14 protein-coding genes, 1 tRNA gene, 1 rRNA gene and 1 riboswitch are annotated in these 15,757 nt (G+C 36.4%); of the genes, 15 read left to right on the top strand and 1 reads right to left on the bottom strand.

The features are described 5' to 3' along the window. Window positions 1–3: 3 nt before the first annotated feature. The 12 genes from rho (at window position 4) to ACMHYH_RS00890 (ending at window position 11,753) form a co-directional block, all read left to right on the top strand. Complete coding sequence (gene rho, locus ACMHYH_RS00835) at window positions 4–1,299, top strand: transcription termination factor Rho (protein ID WP_414839527.1); 1,296 nt, start codon at window positions 4–6, stop codon at window positions 1,297–1,299. 131 nt (window positions 1,300–1,430) lie between these two features. After that, window positions 1,431–1,694 carry a type B 50S ribosomal protein L31 gene (locus ACMHYH_RS00840; RefSeq protein WP_085558788.1) on the top strand — a complete coding sequence of 88 codons (264 nt, stop codon included), beginning with the start codon at window positions 1,431–1,433 and terminating at the stop codon, window positions 1,692–1,694. A gap of 448 nt (window positions 1,695–2,142) precedes the next feature. After that, window positions 2,143–2,913: a hypothetical protein gene (locus tag ACMHYH_RS00845; protein WP_414839528.1), complete on the top strand. Its 771-nt coding sequence runs from the start codon at window positions 2,143–2,145 to the stop codon at window positions 2,911–2,913. Between the two features lie 246 nt (window positions 2,914–3,159). Then, window positions 3,160–4,260, top strand: coding sequence for a D-alanine--D-alanine ligase (locus ACMHYH_RS00850; RefSeq protein WP_414839529.1), 1,101 nt, complete (start codon window positions 3,160–3,162; stop codon window positions 4,258–4,260). Window positions 4,261–4,362: 102 nt separating this feature from the next. Further along, a complete protein-coding gene (locus ACMHYH_RS00855; protein WP_414839530.1) occupies window positions 4,363–5,748 on the top strand; it encodes a UDP-N-acetylmuramoyl-tripeptide--D-alanyl-D-alanine ligase in 1,386 nt (461 codons plus the stop codon). An 81-nt stretch (window positions 5,749–5,829) separates the two neighbouring features. Continuing rightward, a complete protein-coding gene (locus ACMHYH_RS00860) occupies window positions 5,830–6,540 on the top strand; it encodes a Bax inhibitor-1 family protein (protein ID WP_414839531.1) in 711 nt (236 codons plus the stop codon). 486 nt (window positions 6,541–7,026) lie between these two features. Beyond that, window positions 7,027–8,595 (top strand): DEAD/DEAH box helicase, encoded by a 1,569-nt coding sequence (locus ACMHYH_RS00865; protein WP_414839532.1) that lies wholly within the window; start codon window positions 7,027–7,029, stop codon window positions 8,593–8,595. A gap of 202 nt (window positions 8,596–8,797) precedes the next feature. Further along, window positions 8,798–9,157 carry a holo-ACP synthase gene (acpS, locus tag ACMHYH_RS00870; protein WP_414839533.1) on the top strand — a complete coding sequence of 120 codons (360 nt, stop codon included), beginning with the start codon at window positions 8,798–8,800 and terminating at the stop codon, window positions 9,155–9,157. Between the two features lie 19 nt (window positions 9,158–9,176). After that, window positions 9,177–10,295 (top strand): alanine racemase, encoded by a 1,119-nt coding sequence (alr, locus tag ACMHYH_RS00875; protein WP_414839534.1) that lies wholly within the window; start codon window positions 9,177–9,179, stop codon window positions 10,293–10,295. Window positions 10,296–10,461: 166 nt separating this feature from the next. Continuing rightward, on the top strand, window positions 10,462–10,713 hold the full coding sequence (locus tag ACMHYH_RS00880) for a hypothetical protein (protein WP_414839535.1): 252 nt from the start codon (window positions 10,462–10,464) through the stop codon (window positions 10,711–10,713). A 25-nt stretch (window positions 10,714–10,738) separates the two neighbouring features. Beyond that, window positions 10,739–11,089 (top strand): type II toxin-antitoxin system PemK/MazF family toxin, encoded by a 351-nt coding sequence (locus tag ACMHYH_RS00885; RefSeq protein ID WP_085558779.1) that lies wholly within the window; start codon window positions 10,739–10,741, stop codon window positions 11,087–11,089. Window positions 11,090–11,209: 120 nt separating this feature from the next. Continuing rightward, a riboswitch (PreQ1 riboswitch) is annotated at window positions 11,210–11,254 on the top strand. A 1-nt stretch (window position 11,255) separates the two neighbouring features. Then, the gene (locus tag ACMHYH_RS00890; RefSeq protein ID WP_414839536.1) at window positions 11,256–11,753 is read left to right on the top strand and encodes a QueT transporter family protein; all 498 of its coding nucleotides are present in this window, start codon (window positions 11,256–11,258) and stop codon (window positions 11,751–11,753) included. Window positions 11,754–11,864: 111 nt separating this feature from the next. On the opposite strand, the gene cbpA is transcribed toward ACMHYH_RS00890, so the two are convergent. Next, complete coding sequence (gene cbpA, locus ACMHYH_RS00895; RefSeq protein ID WP_414840316.1) at window positions 11,865–12,503, bottom strand: cyclic di-AMP binding protein CbpA; 639 nt, start codon at window positions 12,501–12,503, stop codon at window positions 11,865–11,867. Between the two features lie 210 nt (window positions 12,504–12,713). On the opposite strand from cbpA, the gene ACMHYH_RS00900 reads away from it, so the two are divergent. The 3 genes from ACMHYH_RS00900 to ACMHYH_RS00910 all read left to right on the top strand — a co-directional run bounded on the left by ACMHYH_RS00900 (window position 12,714) and on the right by ACMHYH_RS00910 (window position 15,657). Then, window positions 12,714–13,445, top strand: a complete 732-nt coding sequence (locus ACMHYH_RS00900; RefSeq protein WP_414839537.1) for an O-methyltransferase — start codon at window positions 12,714–12,716, stop codon at window positions 13,443–13,445. A 492-nt stretch (window positions 13,446–13,937) separates the two neighbouring features. Further along, window positions 13,938–15,495, top strand: a 16S ribosomal RNA gene (locus ACMHYH_RS00905). An 89-nt stretch (window positions 15,496–15,584) separates the two neighbouring features. Further along, window positions 15,585–15,657, top strand: a tRNA-Ala gene (locus ACMHYH_RS00910). The last annotated feature ends 100 nt before the right edge of the window (window positions 15,658–15,757 follow it).

The raw sequence follows: 15,757 nt of genomic DNA on the forward strand, positions 1-15,757 counted from the left end.
AATATGAGTGAGATATTGACTGTTGAACAACTAGAGAAAAAAACATTAAAAGATATTTATGCTTATGCTAAAGAACTAAAGATTCCTTACTATAGCCAAATGAATAAAAAAGAATTATCTTTAGCCGTCATACGAGCGCAAGAAGAAAAGCAAGGTTTCTTTATGGCTGAAGGCGTCTTAGATATCATGGCACAACAAGATTTTGGTTTTTTAAGACCGATTAATTATACATCTAGTAAAGAAGATATTTATATTTCTGCTTCTCAAATCAAACGTTTTGGCTTGAGAAATGGCGATAAAGTAACTGGAAAAGCCCGACCTCCAAAGCCTTCTGAGCGATACTACGGTTTAATGCACGTAAGTAAAGTAAATGGAAGTAATCCAGAACAAGCTAAGGAGAGATCACACTTCCCAGCATTGACACCACTCTATCCTGACCGTCGAATTAAATTAGAAACAGAGCAGTCTAAACTATCTGCTCGAATGATTGATATTGTAGCTCCAGTTGGTTTTGGCCAACGAGGTCTGATTGTCGCACCACCAAAAGCTGGAAAAACGACACTATTAAAAGCCATTGCAAATGGAATTGCTGAGAATTATCCTGAAGCGGAATTAATTGTTTTATTAATCGACGAGCGTCCAGAGGAAGTAACAGACATAGAACGTAGCGTGAAAGGTGAAGTTGTTTCATCAACCTTCGATCAACAACCTCAGAATCACGTGCGTGTTGCTGAGCTCGTTCTAGAAAGAGCCATGCGATTAGTAGAAGACAAACAAGACGTAATTATTTTGATGGACAGTATCACTCGACTAGCTCGTGCGTATAATCTAGTTATACCTGCGAGTGGAAGAACCCTAAGTGGGGGGATTGATCCTGCAGCCCTTTATCGTCCTAAAAAGTTTTTCGGTGCAGCAAGAAATATTGAAGAAGGCGGAAGCTTAACTATTTTAGCAACAGCTTTGGTTGAAACCGGTAGTCGGATGGATGATATTATCTATGAAGAATTTAAAGGAACAGGAAACTCAGAACTTCATTTATCAAGAGAATTATCAGAACGCCGTATATTCCCAGCGATTGATGTTAAAAAATCAAGTACAAGAAAAGAAGAATTGCTTTTAGATAAAGAGTATTTAGATGAAATCTGGAAATTGCGCCACGCGATGATAACCGATTCGTTAGAATTAACCAACCAATTTATTCAGGCTTTGCATAACTCTGAAAATAACGAACAATTTTTTGAGAGTTTTTCAGAAAAAACGTTCAATCAATTAAAACCTACTCGTAATGCACGTCGATAAAAAAATAGAAGATTAAAGTAGTGAGAATAGATTGCAATAACGTAATAGACGTGGTAGTATTCTACTGTTAAATAAAAAATAAAAAAGAACTCTGGTTCAGCAAATGTATCAGGGCAAAGGAGCGAGAGCACATGAAAAAAGAAATTCACCCAACTTACAAAGAAGTTGTATTCATGGATACTACTACAGGTTTTAAATTTTTGTCTGGTTCTACAAAACATTCAAGTGAAACTGTTGAATGGGAAGACGGCAATACTTATCCGTTGATCCGTGTTGAAACAACATCTGATTCACACCCATTCTACACAGGACGTCAAAAATTTACACAAGCAGACGGACGTGTCGATCGCTTCAACAAAAAATATGGTTTGGCAGACGCAAACTCAGCTGAATAATAGAAATACTTTTGAAAGCTCTAATTCTAGAGCTTTTTTTTATGGTTAAAAATATGCTATTACGTGCTTTTTTAGAGTTTATTTGATAGGATAAAATAGAAGACAGTGGTTTCTCTAACGAACATTACGCCTGAACGCTAAACGAAAGAAATACATAACTTACGAATAGAGCTTAAATGGAGTAGTGAAAAAAAATCAATTCAACCAGCTAGTTGAGTTCGGAGAAGCTAAAAAATCTTCAAAAGAATGAAAAGAAGTGAGTGTCTTTATTCAATGACTCACCAATTGTAACACAAACGGGCAATAAAAAAACATTCGTTACCAATCTGACGTAATAGACCGCTTACAAGGTGTTATTGTAATGAAATTATCACTAAATTGATACAGCTTAAAAAGGGAAATTATAGTATAATAAACCGTGAAGAAAAATGAAGAGGAGGGGTATCTAGTGATTTCGGATTATATTTACGTTCATCTAGATGGTGTAACAAATTCTGTTCTATGTAAAGGGATTACCTTTAAAAATTACGACGAAATCATAAAAAAAATACCTGAAAACATTCTATTATTGAATGCCTCAAAAGATATAGGGGAGTTTGAACCACATACTGGTTTTCAAATGATTCGCGGTGTAGAAAAAGTTCGCACTTATCTGGAAAATAATATCGATAAACAGTCTAGTCAAACTCTTAAATGGATAGATTTTGAAAGTATGGAATTATTGAGACAATTAACACCTGTTGAGATATCTGAACTACTGTACGTTGCGCACGCACACACCCATTTACATTCTCCTTTTTATTATAAATTACAAAATAATTATATTTACTTATCCATGATAGATTATTTTAAAAAAATATATTTTCGCTATTTAGAACAATTTTATGATTTTTTAAGTGACAGCTTAACAAAGTCATTAGAATTAAAATGCAATGAAAAGAAAAAGTTTTTTCAAAAAGAAACTAAAATTCAGCCTATACCCAAAGAACTCATTGAACAATTGATTCCTCTATTAAGAGAAGGTATCTTATTTTCTTTTACTCAAATAGAAGTGCAGCAACAAACGTGCGCAATACCTATTTTTTTAGTTGAAGATCGATTGAGGGACTTAAATAAACTTTTTTCAAAGAAAGACTTAATTGGTACAATTTACTACGATAAAAATCAAAATCAATGGTCTTTCAAAGAAGAAATTTTCTTAGAACCTTTGGATGAGTAAGGAGTCATATAAACGATTGTTTAGTGGCTTTTTTTATTTATGTTTCTACTAATAGAAATAGTTTTTAAAATAACGTTATTTTTTTAGATTGAGAAAATTCTAGACTCTAAAGTATAAAGATAAAATGAAACTCGATCAAAAATGTTTTCTATTGTTATCAATAAAAATATGATACAATAGCGTTTGAATTCAAGAGAACTCGTGTTAGGATATGAGACTAAAAGTTATAACTCGGAGGAAAACCAAATGAAAATTTTTCTAATATACGGAGGAAAAAGTGCTGAGCACGATATTTCAATACTGACAGCCTTCTCTATTATCAAAGAAATCTACTATGACTATTATGAAGTTGAACCAGTTTATATTACAAGAGAGGGAGAATGGATAAAAGGTGCAGTTGTTAAACAGGCAGAAATTATTCAGTCATCAGAGGCTTTGCGATTGGCAAATAGCCCCAAAGAAGCCTATTTTTCTACTGAAGAAGGAGTCGTTTCTGGTGGTAAATTAATTAAACCTTCAGAATTAAGAGAAAAAGATGCAGTTATTTTTCCTGTCCTACATGGCCCAAATGGAGAAGATGGCACAGTTCAAGGCTTATTTGAAGTTATTGGTATGCCATATGTCGGCGCAGGAGTACTAGCTAGCTCATGTGGAATGGATAAAATTATAAGCAAGCAACTTTTTCAACAAGCTGGCTTACCGCAAGTTCCTTATGTTCCTATTCGTAAAGCAGACTGGTTAAGGAATGCTGATGATGTATTTAAAAAATGTGAAGGGACATTAGTTTATCCGATGTTTGTCAAACCAGCAAACCTTGGTTCAAGTGTTGGGATCAGCAAAGCCCAAACGCGCGCAGAATTAGAAGAAGCGATTAACTTGGCGTTACAATACGATCGTCGTGTGGTTGTAGAACAAGGAATTGAAGCTCGGGAAATTGAAGTAGCTGTCCTAGGAAACGATGATATTCATACGTCTGTACCAGGAGAATTGATAAAAGAGAGTGCTTTTTATGACTATAATGCTAAGTACATTAATAACAAAGTAACCTTACAAATACCCGCTCGCGTTTCAGAAGAAGTAGAAAAGCAATTGCGTTCCTATTCCATCCGGGCATTTGAAGCGATTGACGGAACTGGGCTAAGTCGATGTGATTTTTTTGTAACTGGAAATGATGAGATCTTTATTAATGAGTTAAATACAATGCCAGGATTTACTCAATTTAGTATGTATCCATTACTTTGGAGACATACTGGTTTAAATTACGGTGATCTAGTTGAAGAACTGATTCAATTAGCGTTAAAACGATTTGCAGAATCGCTAAAATTTGAACAAACGGACCGAGTTTAATCCTAATAAAAAAACTATTCCTAGTAAAAAAGTGGCAGGACAAATGTCCAGTCGCTTTTTTTGCAAAAGCGACTAAAAGTTCAACTAAATGGAGGACACTAAATGTTTTTAACAGTTAAGGAAATTGCGCAAGCTGTGCATGCTCAAACGATAGAAGATGCATGGGAAATGGTCGAAATTAATGCTGTAGGATTTGATTCTAGAAAATTAAGTGCACACTCATTATTTGTCCCGTTAGTAAGTGAGAATGATGGGCATAGTTTTATTACACAGGCGATTAATCAAGGCGCAGTCGCAACTTTTTGGAGCAAGTCGCTAGAAGATGCACCGACTGATATTCCAGTCATTCAAGTTGCAGATACTTTGAAAGCTCTCCAAGATCTAGCAGAATATTATTTGAATAAAGTTAAACCCAAAGTGATTGGCATCACTGGTAGTAACGGCAAAACAACAACAAAAGATATGACTGAAGCAGTGGTATCTAGTCAATACCGTGTTCATAAGACACAAGGGAATTTTAATAATCATATTGGGTTACCGATTACTATTCTAGAAATGCCACAAGAGACAGAAGTGATTATTTTAGAAATGGGTATGAATCATGCAGGTGAAATCAAAGTGCTTTCTGATTTAGCAAAACCAGATATTGCGATTATCACAATGATCGGAGAATCACACATTGAATACCTTGGTTCTCGTGCAGGAATTGCAGATGCAAAGATGGAAATTATTTCTGGTTTAAAAGAAAATGGCATCTTAATTATTCCTGGAAACGAGCCACTCTTGATTGAAAGAGCAAGTATTCTAAAAAAAGAGCAAATTAAAACATTTGGGTCGCTACTAACAAATGATAGTTATTCAGTTGAAATAGTATCTGGTATGAAAGAAACAACATTCAAAACGAATTTAAGTCGAGATAGTTTCATTAAACTACCCGTAACAGGAACATATAATGTCGATAATGCACTAGCAGCTTTGAGTAGTGCAGTGGTGTTAGGTATAGCGATTGATAAAGCTGTCCAAAAATTAGCAACCTTTCAGCTGACGAAAAATCGAACAGAATGGTTAGAGGGCATTCATGAGAGTATGTTATTGAATGATGCTTACAATGCAAACCCTACTGCAATGAAAGCTGTTTTAGCTAATTTCAGTCAATTAAAAAATAGTGGTAGAAAAATAGTAGTATTAGGCGATATGCTAGAATTAGGAGAACAAACAGATAAGCTGCATTTAAGCATACAAGAAGCTTTATCAACAGAGGAAATTGACCAAGTTATTTTGTATGGGACACATATGAAAGTGTTATATGATGCTTTAAAAACTATTTTTGGTAAAGAACGATTGCATCATTTTAACGGGGATAAAGGTCCAATGATTGCTTTTTTAAAGGTTCTTATTCAACCAAAAGATTATGTGCTTTTAAAATCTAGCTTTGGGACAGACTTATTATCTGTTACTAGAGCGCTACAAGTTACGACAGATAATTAAAAATCAGTCCTAAGACTGATTTGAAAAAGCTAACTAATTGATATATTATTATTATCGAAATGGATCGAAGGAGGAATAAACTTGAATACTCAAAGAAAAGATGTCACAAACGATTTTATTGAGCAACCAACTATGGCTAAATTTTTTGCCTCAGTATATGGTTATATGACTCTAGGTCTAGCAATCTCAGGAATAACAGCATTTTATGCTTCTCAAAGCCCATTTATTTTAAATTTGGTTTATGGCAGCCCATTCGGAATGATTGGCTTATTTATAGCGGAGATATTTTTAGTATCAAAGCTAGCTACAAATGGAATGAAAATGAGATCAGCTAGCTCATCTTTGTTTGGCTTTATTGCATTTGCTTTGCTAAATGGAATTACATTAGCAAGTATCTTTTTGATTTATGAACTAGGAAGTATTGGTTCAGCCTTCTTAATGGCTTCTGCAACCTTTGCAGGGATGAGTTTAGTAGGTTTCTTTACGAAACGTGATATGTCAACATTAGGTGGACAGCTAAGAGGCGCTTTAATTGGCTTGATTGTTGCTATGCTAGTAAACAGCTTCATTTTACGTAGTGGCCCTGCCGATTTTGTTTTATCTATTATCACAGTTTTAATTTTTGTTGGCTTTACTGCATACGACACGCATAAATTAAAACAGCTTTATAATCAATTTAGTGGAGAAAATTCACTAGGAGCAGTAGCTATTAGTGGGGCATTAAGTTTATATCTAGATTTCATTAATATCTTTCTTGCTTTGCTACGCATTTTTGGAAATAGACGTGATTAATAAAGAACAAAGGGGTTGGGAATATTTCTCAGTCCTTTTTTTGAACGTATTTATCCATCAAGTTTTTTATAAAAAAAATCTAGTGTAGAAATAGCTAAAAAATAAACCGGGAATTAAGACTATAGAAGATAAAATTAAAATGAGAGACAGTTAAAAAATTAAAAAAGGAAACGTGTTCATAAAATTGAGGGAGTAAATTGTTTGATAATCACCTATAGACGTGTTAAGATTAGTTAGATTAAATAAGAGATTTAATTAAAAAGATAAAACCAACGAGGGTTTTGTGAAAATAGATAAGCAGACGAGCTTGGAATTTATCCAGGCTTTTGATATGAAATGAAGGATTCAGCTAAAAACAGTAGTTAGAACGAAGTTGAATTTTTATATGGAGTGACAGCAACAGGTGCGTCTGAATTGAAACAATGATGGTGCCTGTATTTCGCAAAAATCTCTCTTTACGGTTTTCAAAATTGGGAGGAAATATATTTGAAATTTTCAGAATTAGGTTTAGCACCAGAATTATTACAATCAGTAGAACGTTTAGGCTTTGAGGAGGCAACTCCAGTTCAAGCACAAACGATTCCGTTAGCACTTGAAGGAAAAGACGTTATCGGACAAGCACAAACGGGTACAGGTAAAACAGCCGCGTTTGGTCTGCCGATGTTACAAAAAATTGATATCAATAATCGTGCAGTTCAAGGATTAGTTATTGCACCAACACGTGAATTAGCTATCCAGACACAAGAAGAGTTATTCCGTTTAAGCCGCGATAAAAAAGTTCGTGTACAAGTTGTTTACGGTGGAGCAGATATTAGCCGTCAAATTCGTGCATTAAAAGATGCACCACATATCATTGTTGGTACACCTGGACGTTTATTAGACCATATTAAACGCAAAACATTAAAATTGAATCATGTTGAAACATTAGTCTTAGATGAAGGAGACGAAATGTTAAATATGGGCTTTATTGATGATATCGAAACAATCATTAATGAAGTTCCTGCAGACCACCAAACATTGTTATTCTCAGCAACAATGCCAGCTCCTATCAAGCGTATTGGTGTAAGATACATGAAGAATCCAGAACACGTTAGTATCAAAGCAACGACTTTGTCTGATAGCTTAATCGAACAGTTCTTTGTTCGCTGTAAAGATTTTGAGAAGTTTGATATTATGACACGTTTGTTCGATGTTCAAACACCTGAGTTAACGATTATTTTTGGACGCACAAAACGTCGCGTTGATGAAATTGCTAAAGGACTAGAAATGCGTGGATATCGTGCAGAAGGAATCCATGGCGATCTTTCTCAACAAAAACGAATGAGCGTTTTAAAAGCTTTTAAAACAGGTAAAATTGATATCCTAGTAGCAACAGATGTAGCTGCACGTGGATTAGATATATCAGGAGTAACACATGTTTACAACTATGATATTCCTCAAGATCCAGAAAGCTATGTTCACCGTATCGGCCGTACTGGTCGTGCAGGTAAAGAAGGCGTTTCAGTTTCTTTCATTACACCAAATGAAATGGGCTATCTACGTGTTATTGAAGACTTAACTAAAAAAGAAATGACACCATTACGTCCACCAACAAACGCTGAAGCTTTCGAAGGACAAATCAAAGCATCTATGGAAGAAGCAAGTTCTATCATTGATGCCAATGGATTGGATATTTATGAAAAAGCAGCAGCTCAGTTATTAGAAACATATACTGCTGAAGATATAGCAGCTTCTTTCTTAAAGAGTATTTCTAAAGACGCAGCAGCAGTACCAGTAAAAATTACACCTGAGCGTCCATTACCAAGTCGAGGCGGAAGCAAAGGCGGATCATCATCTCGTGGTGGTTACAAAGGAAAATCTAGTGGCGGTGGATACCGTGGCAATCGTAGTGGTGGAAAACCAGGCGAACGTCGTGGTGGATCACCTTCTGGTTCAGGAGCAGGTTACAGTTCAGAGAAAAAACGTAGCAGCAGCGACAGCCGTCGTAGCAAGCCAGCCTCTGACAGACGTCAAGGTGGCGGAGACCGTAACTTTACTATCCGTAACAAAGACTAAGCAGATAAAAACCAGAAAAACCATTCTCTTAATTGAGGATGGTTTTTTTATTAGTTAGCTTGCTGTAAAACTAAATGTTTAATAAGTGACAATGTTGTTTCATTCTGATAACATAAGCACAAGTGAAAGCGTTGTTCAAAAATAAGTCTAACGTAAAGTGGATAAGCATCAAAAGATAAGTACATAAAAAGTGAGGCGTAAAATGATTGTAGGTATAGGGCTAGATATAACTGAAATAGATCGGATTGGACAGGCTGTAAAAAAAAGAAGTGCTTTCTCAAAAAGAGTGCTGACTCAAGCAGAGTGGACGATATTTAATGAATTAAAAGGTTCGCGTCAAATAGAATTTTTAGCTGGACGATATGCTGCGAAAGAAGCTTTTTCAAAGGCTTTTGGAACAGGTATTGGTAAACTAGGATTTCATGATATAGAAATATTACCTAATGAAAAAGGTAAGCCTATCGTAACGAAAAGTCCATTTGGTGGAAATATTTTTCTTTCTATTACACACACAGATGCAATTGCTGCTGCTCAAATTATTCTAGAAAAAGTAGAAATATAAAAGAGAGGGTGGACTAATAATGGCCATAGGAATACACCGTAAAACAGTTGCTTATATTGATAAAAAAGCAATCAGTACTAACGTTCAACAAGAACTAAAAAGATTGAATGAAAATGTAGTGCTTTATGCAGTTGTCAAAGCTAATGGGTATGGACATGGTGCTGTGGAAGTTGCTGAAGCTGCTAAAAAAGGTGGAGCTTCAGGTTTTTGCGTGGCTATCTTAGACGAAGCATTAGAGTTAAGAAAAGCTGGATTTAGTGAACCAATTTTAATTATGGGACTAGTAGATGCAGTTTATGCTGATTTGATAGTATTAAATAAGCTTAGCGTAGCGGTTAGTAGTTTGGACTGGCTTGAACAAGCTAGTGAAATAGTAAAGAGTAATGGTTGTGAAGAGAAACTATTGGTTCATATCGCCTTAGATACTGGAATGGGCCGTATTGGAATTAGAACAGTAGAAGAATTGCAAGAAGTAGAGCAGTGGATGAATAAAAGTAAAACGACTTGTTTTGAAGGGATTTTTACTCATTTTGCAACAGCGGATAGCCCGGATCAAGGACAATTTAAAGAACAAACTGAAAAGTTTAATGCATTAGTAGCTAGCTTGCCTTTTAAGCCACCTTTTATACACACAGCTAATAGTGCGACAGCTCTTTGGCACGAATCATGTTCTTCGAATATGATTCGTTTCGGTATTGCGATGTATGGATTGAATCCATCTGGCGGAATTTTAAAAGAGCCTTATGAATTACTACCAGCTATGAGAATCAGCAGTGAAGTTAATTACGTCAAGCAAATGAAATTAGGAGACAAGGTAGGTTATGGAGCAACATACTCAGCGAAAGAAGGTGAGTGGATTGGAACGGTTCCAATAGGATATGCTGATGGATGGCGTCGCGATTTACAAGGTCAAGAAGTCCTTGTAGACGGAAAAAGATGTGAAATAATAGGCAGAATTTGTATGGATCAGTGTATGATTCGTTTGCCTTATCAAGTCGAAGAAGGCACAGAGGTTACTCTGGTAGGAGAAAATAACAAAGAAAAGATTTCTTTGCAAGACATAGCTAATCATTTGGGTACTATTCATTATGAAATTGCTTGCGGTCTATCAGCACGTGTTCCTAGGGTATATAGCTAAAACTAGCGCTAAAATAATAGTGACATTAGTGACAAAAGAACGACTATTTTTTAAACGACCGATTATAGGTTCCAATGCCCAAAGTTTCATGGTACCATTAGCCTAAGTACAAATGCAGTTTTCTTTGTGAGAGAAGGAAAAAGCTATTCATTGGAGGGTATGGTTCATGAGAAATAACAATGGCCGGATATTTAAAATTTCTTTGAATCGTCATGTTTATAAAGATAGTCAGAGCTATGATGTTCAAACAAGTGCAACTAAATTCAACTCGATAAATGCAGTGGTTAATCAGATTTCAGAAAAGAACTTAACTATATATGATACCTTGCGTAAAGGATATGCGGAAATGTCTCGTATCAATCTTGATATTTGTAATGAATTTGAAGTTTGTGAAAAAGAGGTTAGCGCCCATTTATAGCCAGTTATCATAAGGAGGAATACCTATGGTAAGACGGGGTGAAATTTATTATGCTGATTTATCACCTGTAGTAGGATCAGAACAAGGTGGTATGCGTCCAGTGCTAATCATACAAAATAATGTTGGAAATCATTACAGTCCGACAGTTATTGTAGCGGCGATAACGGCGAAAATACAAAAAGCTAAAATGCCCACCCATGTAGAAATATCGGCAGAAGAATTTGGTCTAGAAAAAGACTCTGTAGTTTTATTAGAGCAAATTCGAACGATTGATAAGCAACGCTTAAAAGAAAAAGTAACGCAGTTAAATCAAGAAATAATGGAAAAAATAAATGAAGCCTTAGAAATAAGTGTTGGCTTATATAAGTCAGTTTGATGGCCTAATTAGATAATACATAAGCTTTCCTTAATGTAAGGGAGGTTTTTTTTTGGTGTAGTCAAAAAAATGTTTGAGATTGAGATTTTTTTAAAAAAGTGGTATGATGCCAAAGTTATTAAATATGTGGTTCGTAACCATCCCACAGAAAAAAACTAGGAGGAACATGAAATTGAAAACAAAAAGTCTGGTCACTAACGCCATTGTTGCGGCATTATATGTAGCAGTTACGGCTGTTTTGGCGCCAATTTCTTTCGGGGCGCTACAATTTAGAGTAGCTGAAATTTTTAACCATCTGATTATTTTCAATAGGAAATATATTTTTGGAATAGTAAGTGGTGTATTTATTTCAAATCTCTTTTTTTCAACAATAGTAGGATATGATTTGATATTTGGTGTAGGACATTCCTTGATGTCTTTATTAATTACCAGTAAGCTAATAAAAAATATTCCCAACATATGGGTAAAATTTTTTATTAACACACTAGTTTTTACTGTTCTTTCTTCTCTGATTGCCTTAGAGTTAAATTTAGCTTTTTCTGTCCCTTTTTGGTTTGGTTATCTGACAGTTGGAATTGGGGAACTAGCTATCATGGCAATTGGTGCTCCAGTTATGCTTTATTTAGATAAGAAGGTTCATTTCAACGAAAGAATGGAAGCTTAAAATTAAAAAACCGAAAACGACATGTTATGTTGAAGACTCGCTTATTAAAACGAGCTATCAAGAGATAACACTCTGTTTTCGGTTTTTTGTTAGTGATGTTTATCTTTAAGATTAATTGTTTTCTAAATCTTCAACTTCTACTACACGAAATCCTCTTTTTTCTAAATGATCACTGATTTGTTTAACAGTCTCTGCCGTTACGCCTGATTCAAGAGTCATCATTGTACGACGAACAAGCTCTTCACGTTCAGCATCTAGCGTGATACAACTTGAAATAGAACAATAACGATTAATAATTTTGGTCATATTTGTTAAATCACCTTTTTGACCAGAAGATGCAATAGTTAGAACATAACTACCTGAATCGATATTCCACGATTGTTGCAACATATTTAAAAGAGAACTATGGGTCAAAATACCATAAAAATGATTTTCTTCATCTAATACAGATATATAAGGAAGTTCCTTAATCGTAAAGAATACTTTGAAAAAAGAAGAATTTACAGAAATAAATTTTGTTGCATTTTTCAAAAGAGTTGTAACAGGTAAACTCATATCACCGTTGTTTGCTTGATGACGGTAAATATGCATTTTGTAGATATTTCCTCTAAAAATTTTCCCGCTCTCGTCTAAAATTGGGATACAACGATAACCAGATTTCTCTAGTATATCTATTGCTTCTTGAAGAGTTGCGCTTTCTTTGACAGTAGTTAAACTTTTCTTAGGAATACAGAGTGATTTAATGAGCATCATTGTATCCTCCTTTAATTATTTTATTGTGTTCTGTATATTGATAATAGCACACAAAATACCGTATTTACAATGTTTTTGAGGCTAGAGTATAAAAAAAACAATGAAATAAACTCTTGTTTGATAAGATAAGGCAACTTATAATGGAAAATATAAGAATAGTAATCAAGCAAATCCAAAAATAAAATAAAGAGGAGAAGAAAAAACGATATGGAAAATACAGAGAATAAAGAAGTCAAAGTAGCAAGAAATGAAATGATGGATCGTCCAGTCGTTCAAAAAGAGATCGTAGAATTTTTAAGAAAAAAGCAAAAACCTTTGCCAGGCAAATTAGGAGAGATTCAGAGGGAAGCTAATGAGAGACGAGTTCCTATTATTCCACACGAAACAGTTGTCTTTTTAAATTTACTTCTAGGACAAATTAAACCTGAGCGAATATTAGAAATTGGTGCGGCTATTGGTTTTTCTTCTAGCTTAATGGCACAACACGTAGGAGACAATGGTCATGTGACAACAATAGATCGTTTCGATGTAATGATTGAGAAAGCTAAAAAAAATTATGCTGTTTTAGGATTGACAGATAAGATTACTCTATTAGAGGGCCAAGCTGCTGATATATTACCTACTTTGACGGGGAAGTTTGACTTTATATTTATGGATAGTGCAAAATCAAAATACCATGATTTCTTGCCTGAATGTATCCGTTTGTTAGAAATCGGCGGAATGTTAATTGTGGATGATGTATTACAAGGTGGAACAATCTTATTGCCAGATGAAGAAATTCCAAAAAGAACAAAGGCTATCCACCGTAAGTTAAATACATTTTTAGAAACAGTTATGAACCACCCTTTGTTAGAATCTAGTATTGTTCCTTTAGGTGATGGTTTATTGATGATTGTAAAAAAAGAAGAGATAGATTATTCAACGTTGAGTCCTTTATAGGAAGAAATAGGCGAAATCAGTTTTTTCAAACAATAGTCTTAATTAAATAAATCTATTATTAAAAAAAGATTTATTTAATTAAGAAATATTCTTGACGAATGTATAAAAAGTTGATATATTAATAGAAGTTGTTAAAACATTTCCAATTTTTTGAAAAATGTGATTGGAAAAATCTTGACTTTAATTAAGGTTTTATGTTATTATTTAAAAGTTATATGAAAGCAAAAACTATAATTTTGAATAAATATGTAAAAAACAACAAATATATTCAAAAAAAGTTGACAAATATTCTTCTAGATGTTATTATTTGGAAGTTGTCAAAACAAGAGTGATTGACCTTTGAAAACTGAACAAAGTAAAACAATAAACTGTGAACGGCGGTTCGGCCAAGGGTCGAACCAAAAGAAACAAAGTGAAAGAAATTTCGCTAGCAAGTTTAATGAGCTTCAAGCATCGTTAAAAAGCGAAACAATCCTAACGGGTTGCTTCAACTTTTATGAGAGTTTGATCCTGGCTCAGGACGAACGCTGGCGGCATGCCTAATACATGCAAGTCGAACGCTTCTTCTATTGAGTGCTTGCACTCGATAGAAGAGGAGTGGCGGACGGGTGAGTAACACGTGGGTAACCTGCCCATAAGTGGGGGATAACATTCGGAAACGGATGCTAATACCGCATAATTCTGATTGCCGCATGGCAGACAGATGAAAGGTGGCTTCGGCTACCGCTTATGGATGGACCCGCGGCGTATTAGCTAGTTGGTGAGGTAATGGCTCACCAAGGCAATGATACGTAGCCGACCTGAGAGGGTGATCGGCCACACTGGGACTGAGACACGGCCCAGACTCCTACGGGAGGCAGCAGTAGGGAATCTTCCGCAATGGACGAAAGTCTGACGGAGCAATGCCGCGTGAGTGAAGAAGGTTTTCGGATCGTAAAACTCTGTTGTTAGAGAAGAACAAGGATGAGAGTAACTGCTCATCCCCTGACGGTATCTAACCAGAAAGCCATGGCTAACTACGTGCCAGCAGCCGCGGTAATACGTAGATGGCAAGCGTTGTCCGGATTTATTGGGCGTAAAGCGAGCGCAGGCGGTTCTTTAAGTCTGATGTGAAAGACCCCAGCTCAACTGGGGAAGGTCATTGGAAACTGGAGAACTTGAGTGCAGAAGAGGAGAGTGGAATTCCATGTGTAGCGGTGAAATGCGTAGATATATGGAGGAACACCAGTGGCGAAGGCGACTCTCTGGTCTGTAACTGACGCTGAGGCTCGAAAGCGTGGGGAGCAAACAGGATTAGATACCCTGGTAGTCCACGCCGTAAACGATGAGTGCTAAGTGTTGGGGGGTTTCCGCCCCTCAGTGCTGCAGCTAACGCATTAAGCACTCCGCCTGGGGAGTACGGCCGCAAGGCTGAAACTCAAAGGAATTGACGGGGACCCGCACAAGCGGTGGAGCATGTGGTTTAATTCGAAGCAACGCGAAGAACCTTACCAGGTCTTGACATCCTTTGACCACTCTAGAGATAGAGCTTTCCCTTCGGGGACAAAGTGACAGGTGGTGCATGGTTGTCGTCAGCTCGTGTCGTGAGATGTTGGGTTAAGTCCCGCAACGAGCGCAACCCCTATTATTAGTTGCCAGCATTTAGTTGGGCACTCTAGTGAGACTGCCGGTGATAAACCGGAGGAAGGTGGGGATGACGTCAAATCATCATGCCCCTTATGACCTGGGCTACACACGTGCTACAATGGATGGTACAACGAGTCGCAAGATCGCGAGGTCAAGCTAATCTCTTAAAGCCATTCTCAGTTCGGATTGCAGGCTGCAACTCGCCTGCATGAAGCCGGAATCGCTAGTAATCGCGGATCAGAACGCCGCGGTGAATACGTTCCCGGGTCTTGTACACACCGCCCGTCACACCACGAGAGTTTGTAACACCCGAAGTCGGTGAGGTAACCCTTTTGGGAGCCAGCCGCCTAAGGTGGGATAGATAATTGGGGTGAAGTCGTAACAAGGTAGCCGTATCGGAAGGTGCGGCTGGATCACCTCCTTTCTAAGGATATAACGGAACCGTCACAGTTGTTTTACTTTGTTTAGTTTTGAGAGGTTAATAGCCTTTTTTTTATTTAAACTCCTTTTTAGGGGGCCTTAGCTCAGCTGGGAGAGCGCCTGCCTTGCACGCAGGAGGTCAGCGGTTCGATCCCGCTAGGCTCCATTGCGATGAAATCGCAAAATGATAGAGTTGTTCTTTGAAAACTGGATAGTGTTTAACATGTAAGAAAAGCAAGAAACCAAGAAAACATCGCGTTTTATTT

The sequence above is a fragment of the Carnobacterium sp. TMP28 genome, assembly GCF_047553015.1.
Taxonomy (GTDB): Bacteria; Bacillota; Bacilli; order Lactobacillales; family Carnobacteriaceae; genus Carnobacterium_A.

Excerpts from the sequence above, each read along its gene's own strand:
- rho (WP_414839527.1), top strand. The coding sequence starts at position 4 with ATGAGTGAGATATTGACTGTTGAACAACTAGAGAAAAAAACATTAAAA.
- ACMHYH_RS00840 (WP_085558788.1), top strand. The coding sequence starts at position 1,431 with ATGAAAAAAGAAATTCACCCAACTTACAAAGAAGTTGTATTCATGGAT.
- ACMHYH_RS00850 (WP_414839529.1), top strand. The coding sequence starts at position 3,160 with ATGAAAATTTTTCTAATATACGGAGGAAAAAGTGCTGAGCACGATATT.
- ACMHYH_RS00855 (WP_414839530.1), top strand. The coding sequence starts at position 4,363 with ATGTTTTTAACAGTTAAGGAAATTGCGCAAGCTGTGCATGCTCAAACG.
- acpS (WP_414839533.1), top strand. The coding sequence starts at position 8,798 with ATGATTGTAGGTATAGGGCTAGATATAACTGAAATAGATCGGATTGGA.
- alr (WP_414839534.1), top strand. The coding sequence starts at position 9,177 with ATGGCCATAGGAATACACCGTAAAACAGTTGCTTATATTGATAAAAAA.
- ACMHYH_RS00880 (WP_414839535.1), top strand. The coding sequence starts at position 10,462 with ATGAGAAATAACAATGGCCGGATATTTAAAATTTCTTTGAATCGTCAT.
- ACMHYH_RS00885 (WP_085558779.1), top strand. The coding sequence starts at position 10,739 with ATGGTAAGACGGGGTGAAATTTATTATGCTGATTTATCACCTGTAGTA.
- ACMHYH_RS00890 (WP_414839536.1), top strand. The coding sequence starts at position 11,256 with ATGAAATTGAAAACAAAAAGTCTGGTCACTAACGCCATTGTTGCGGCA.
- cbpA (WP_414840316.1), bottom strand. The coding sequence starts at position 12,503 with ATGCTCATTAAATCACTCTGTATTCCTAAGAAAAGTTTAACTACTGTC.
- ACMHYH_RS00900 (WP_414839537.1), top strand. The coding sequence starts at position 12,714 with ATGGAAAATACAGAGAATAAAGAAGTCAAAGTAGCAAGAAATGAAATG.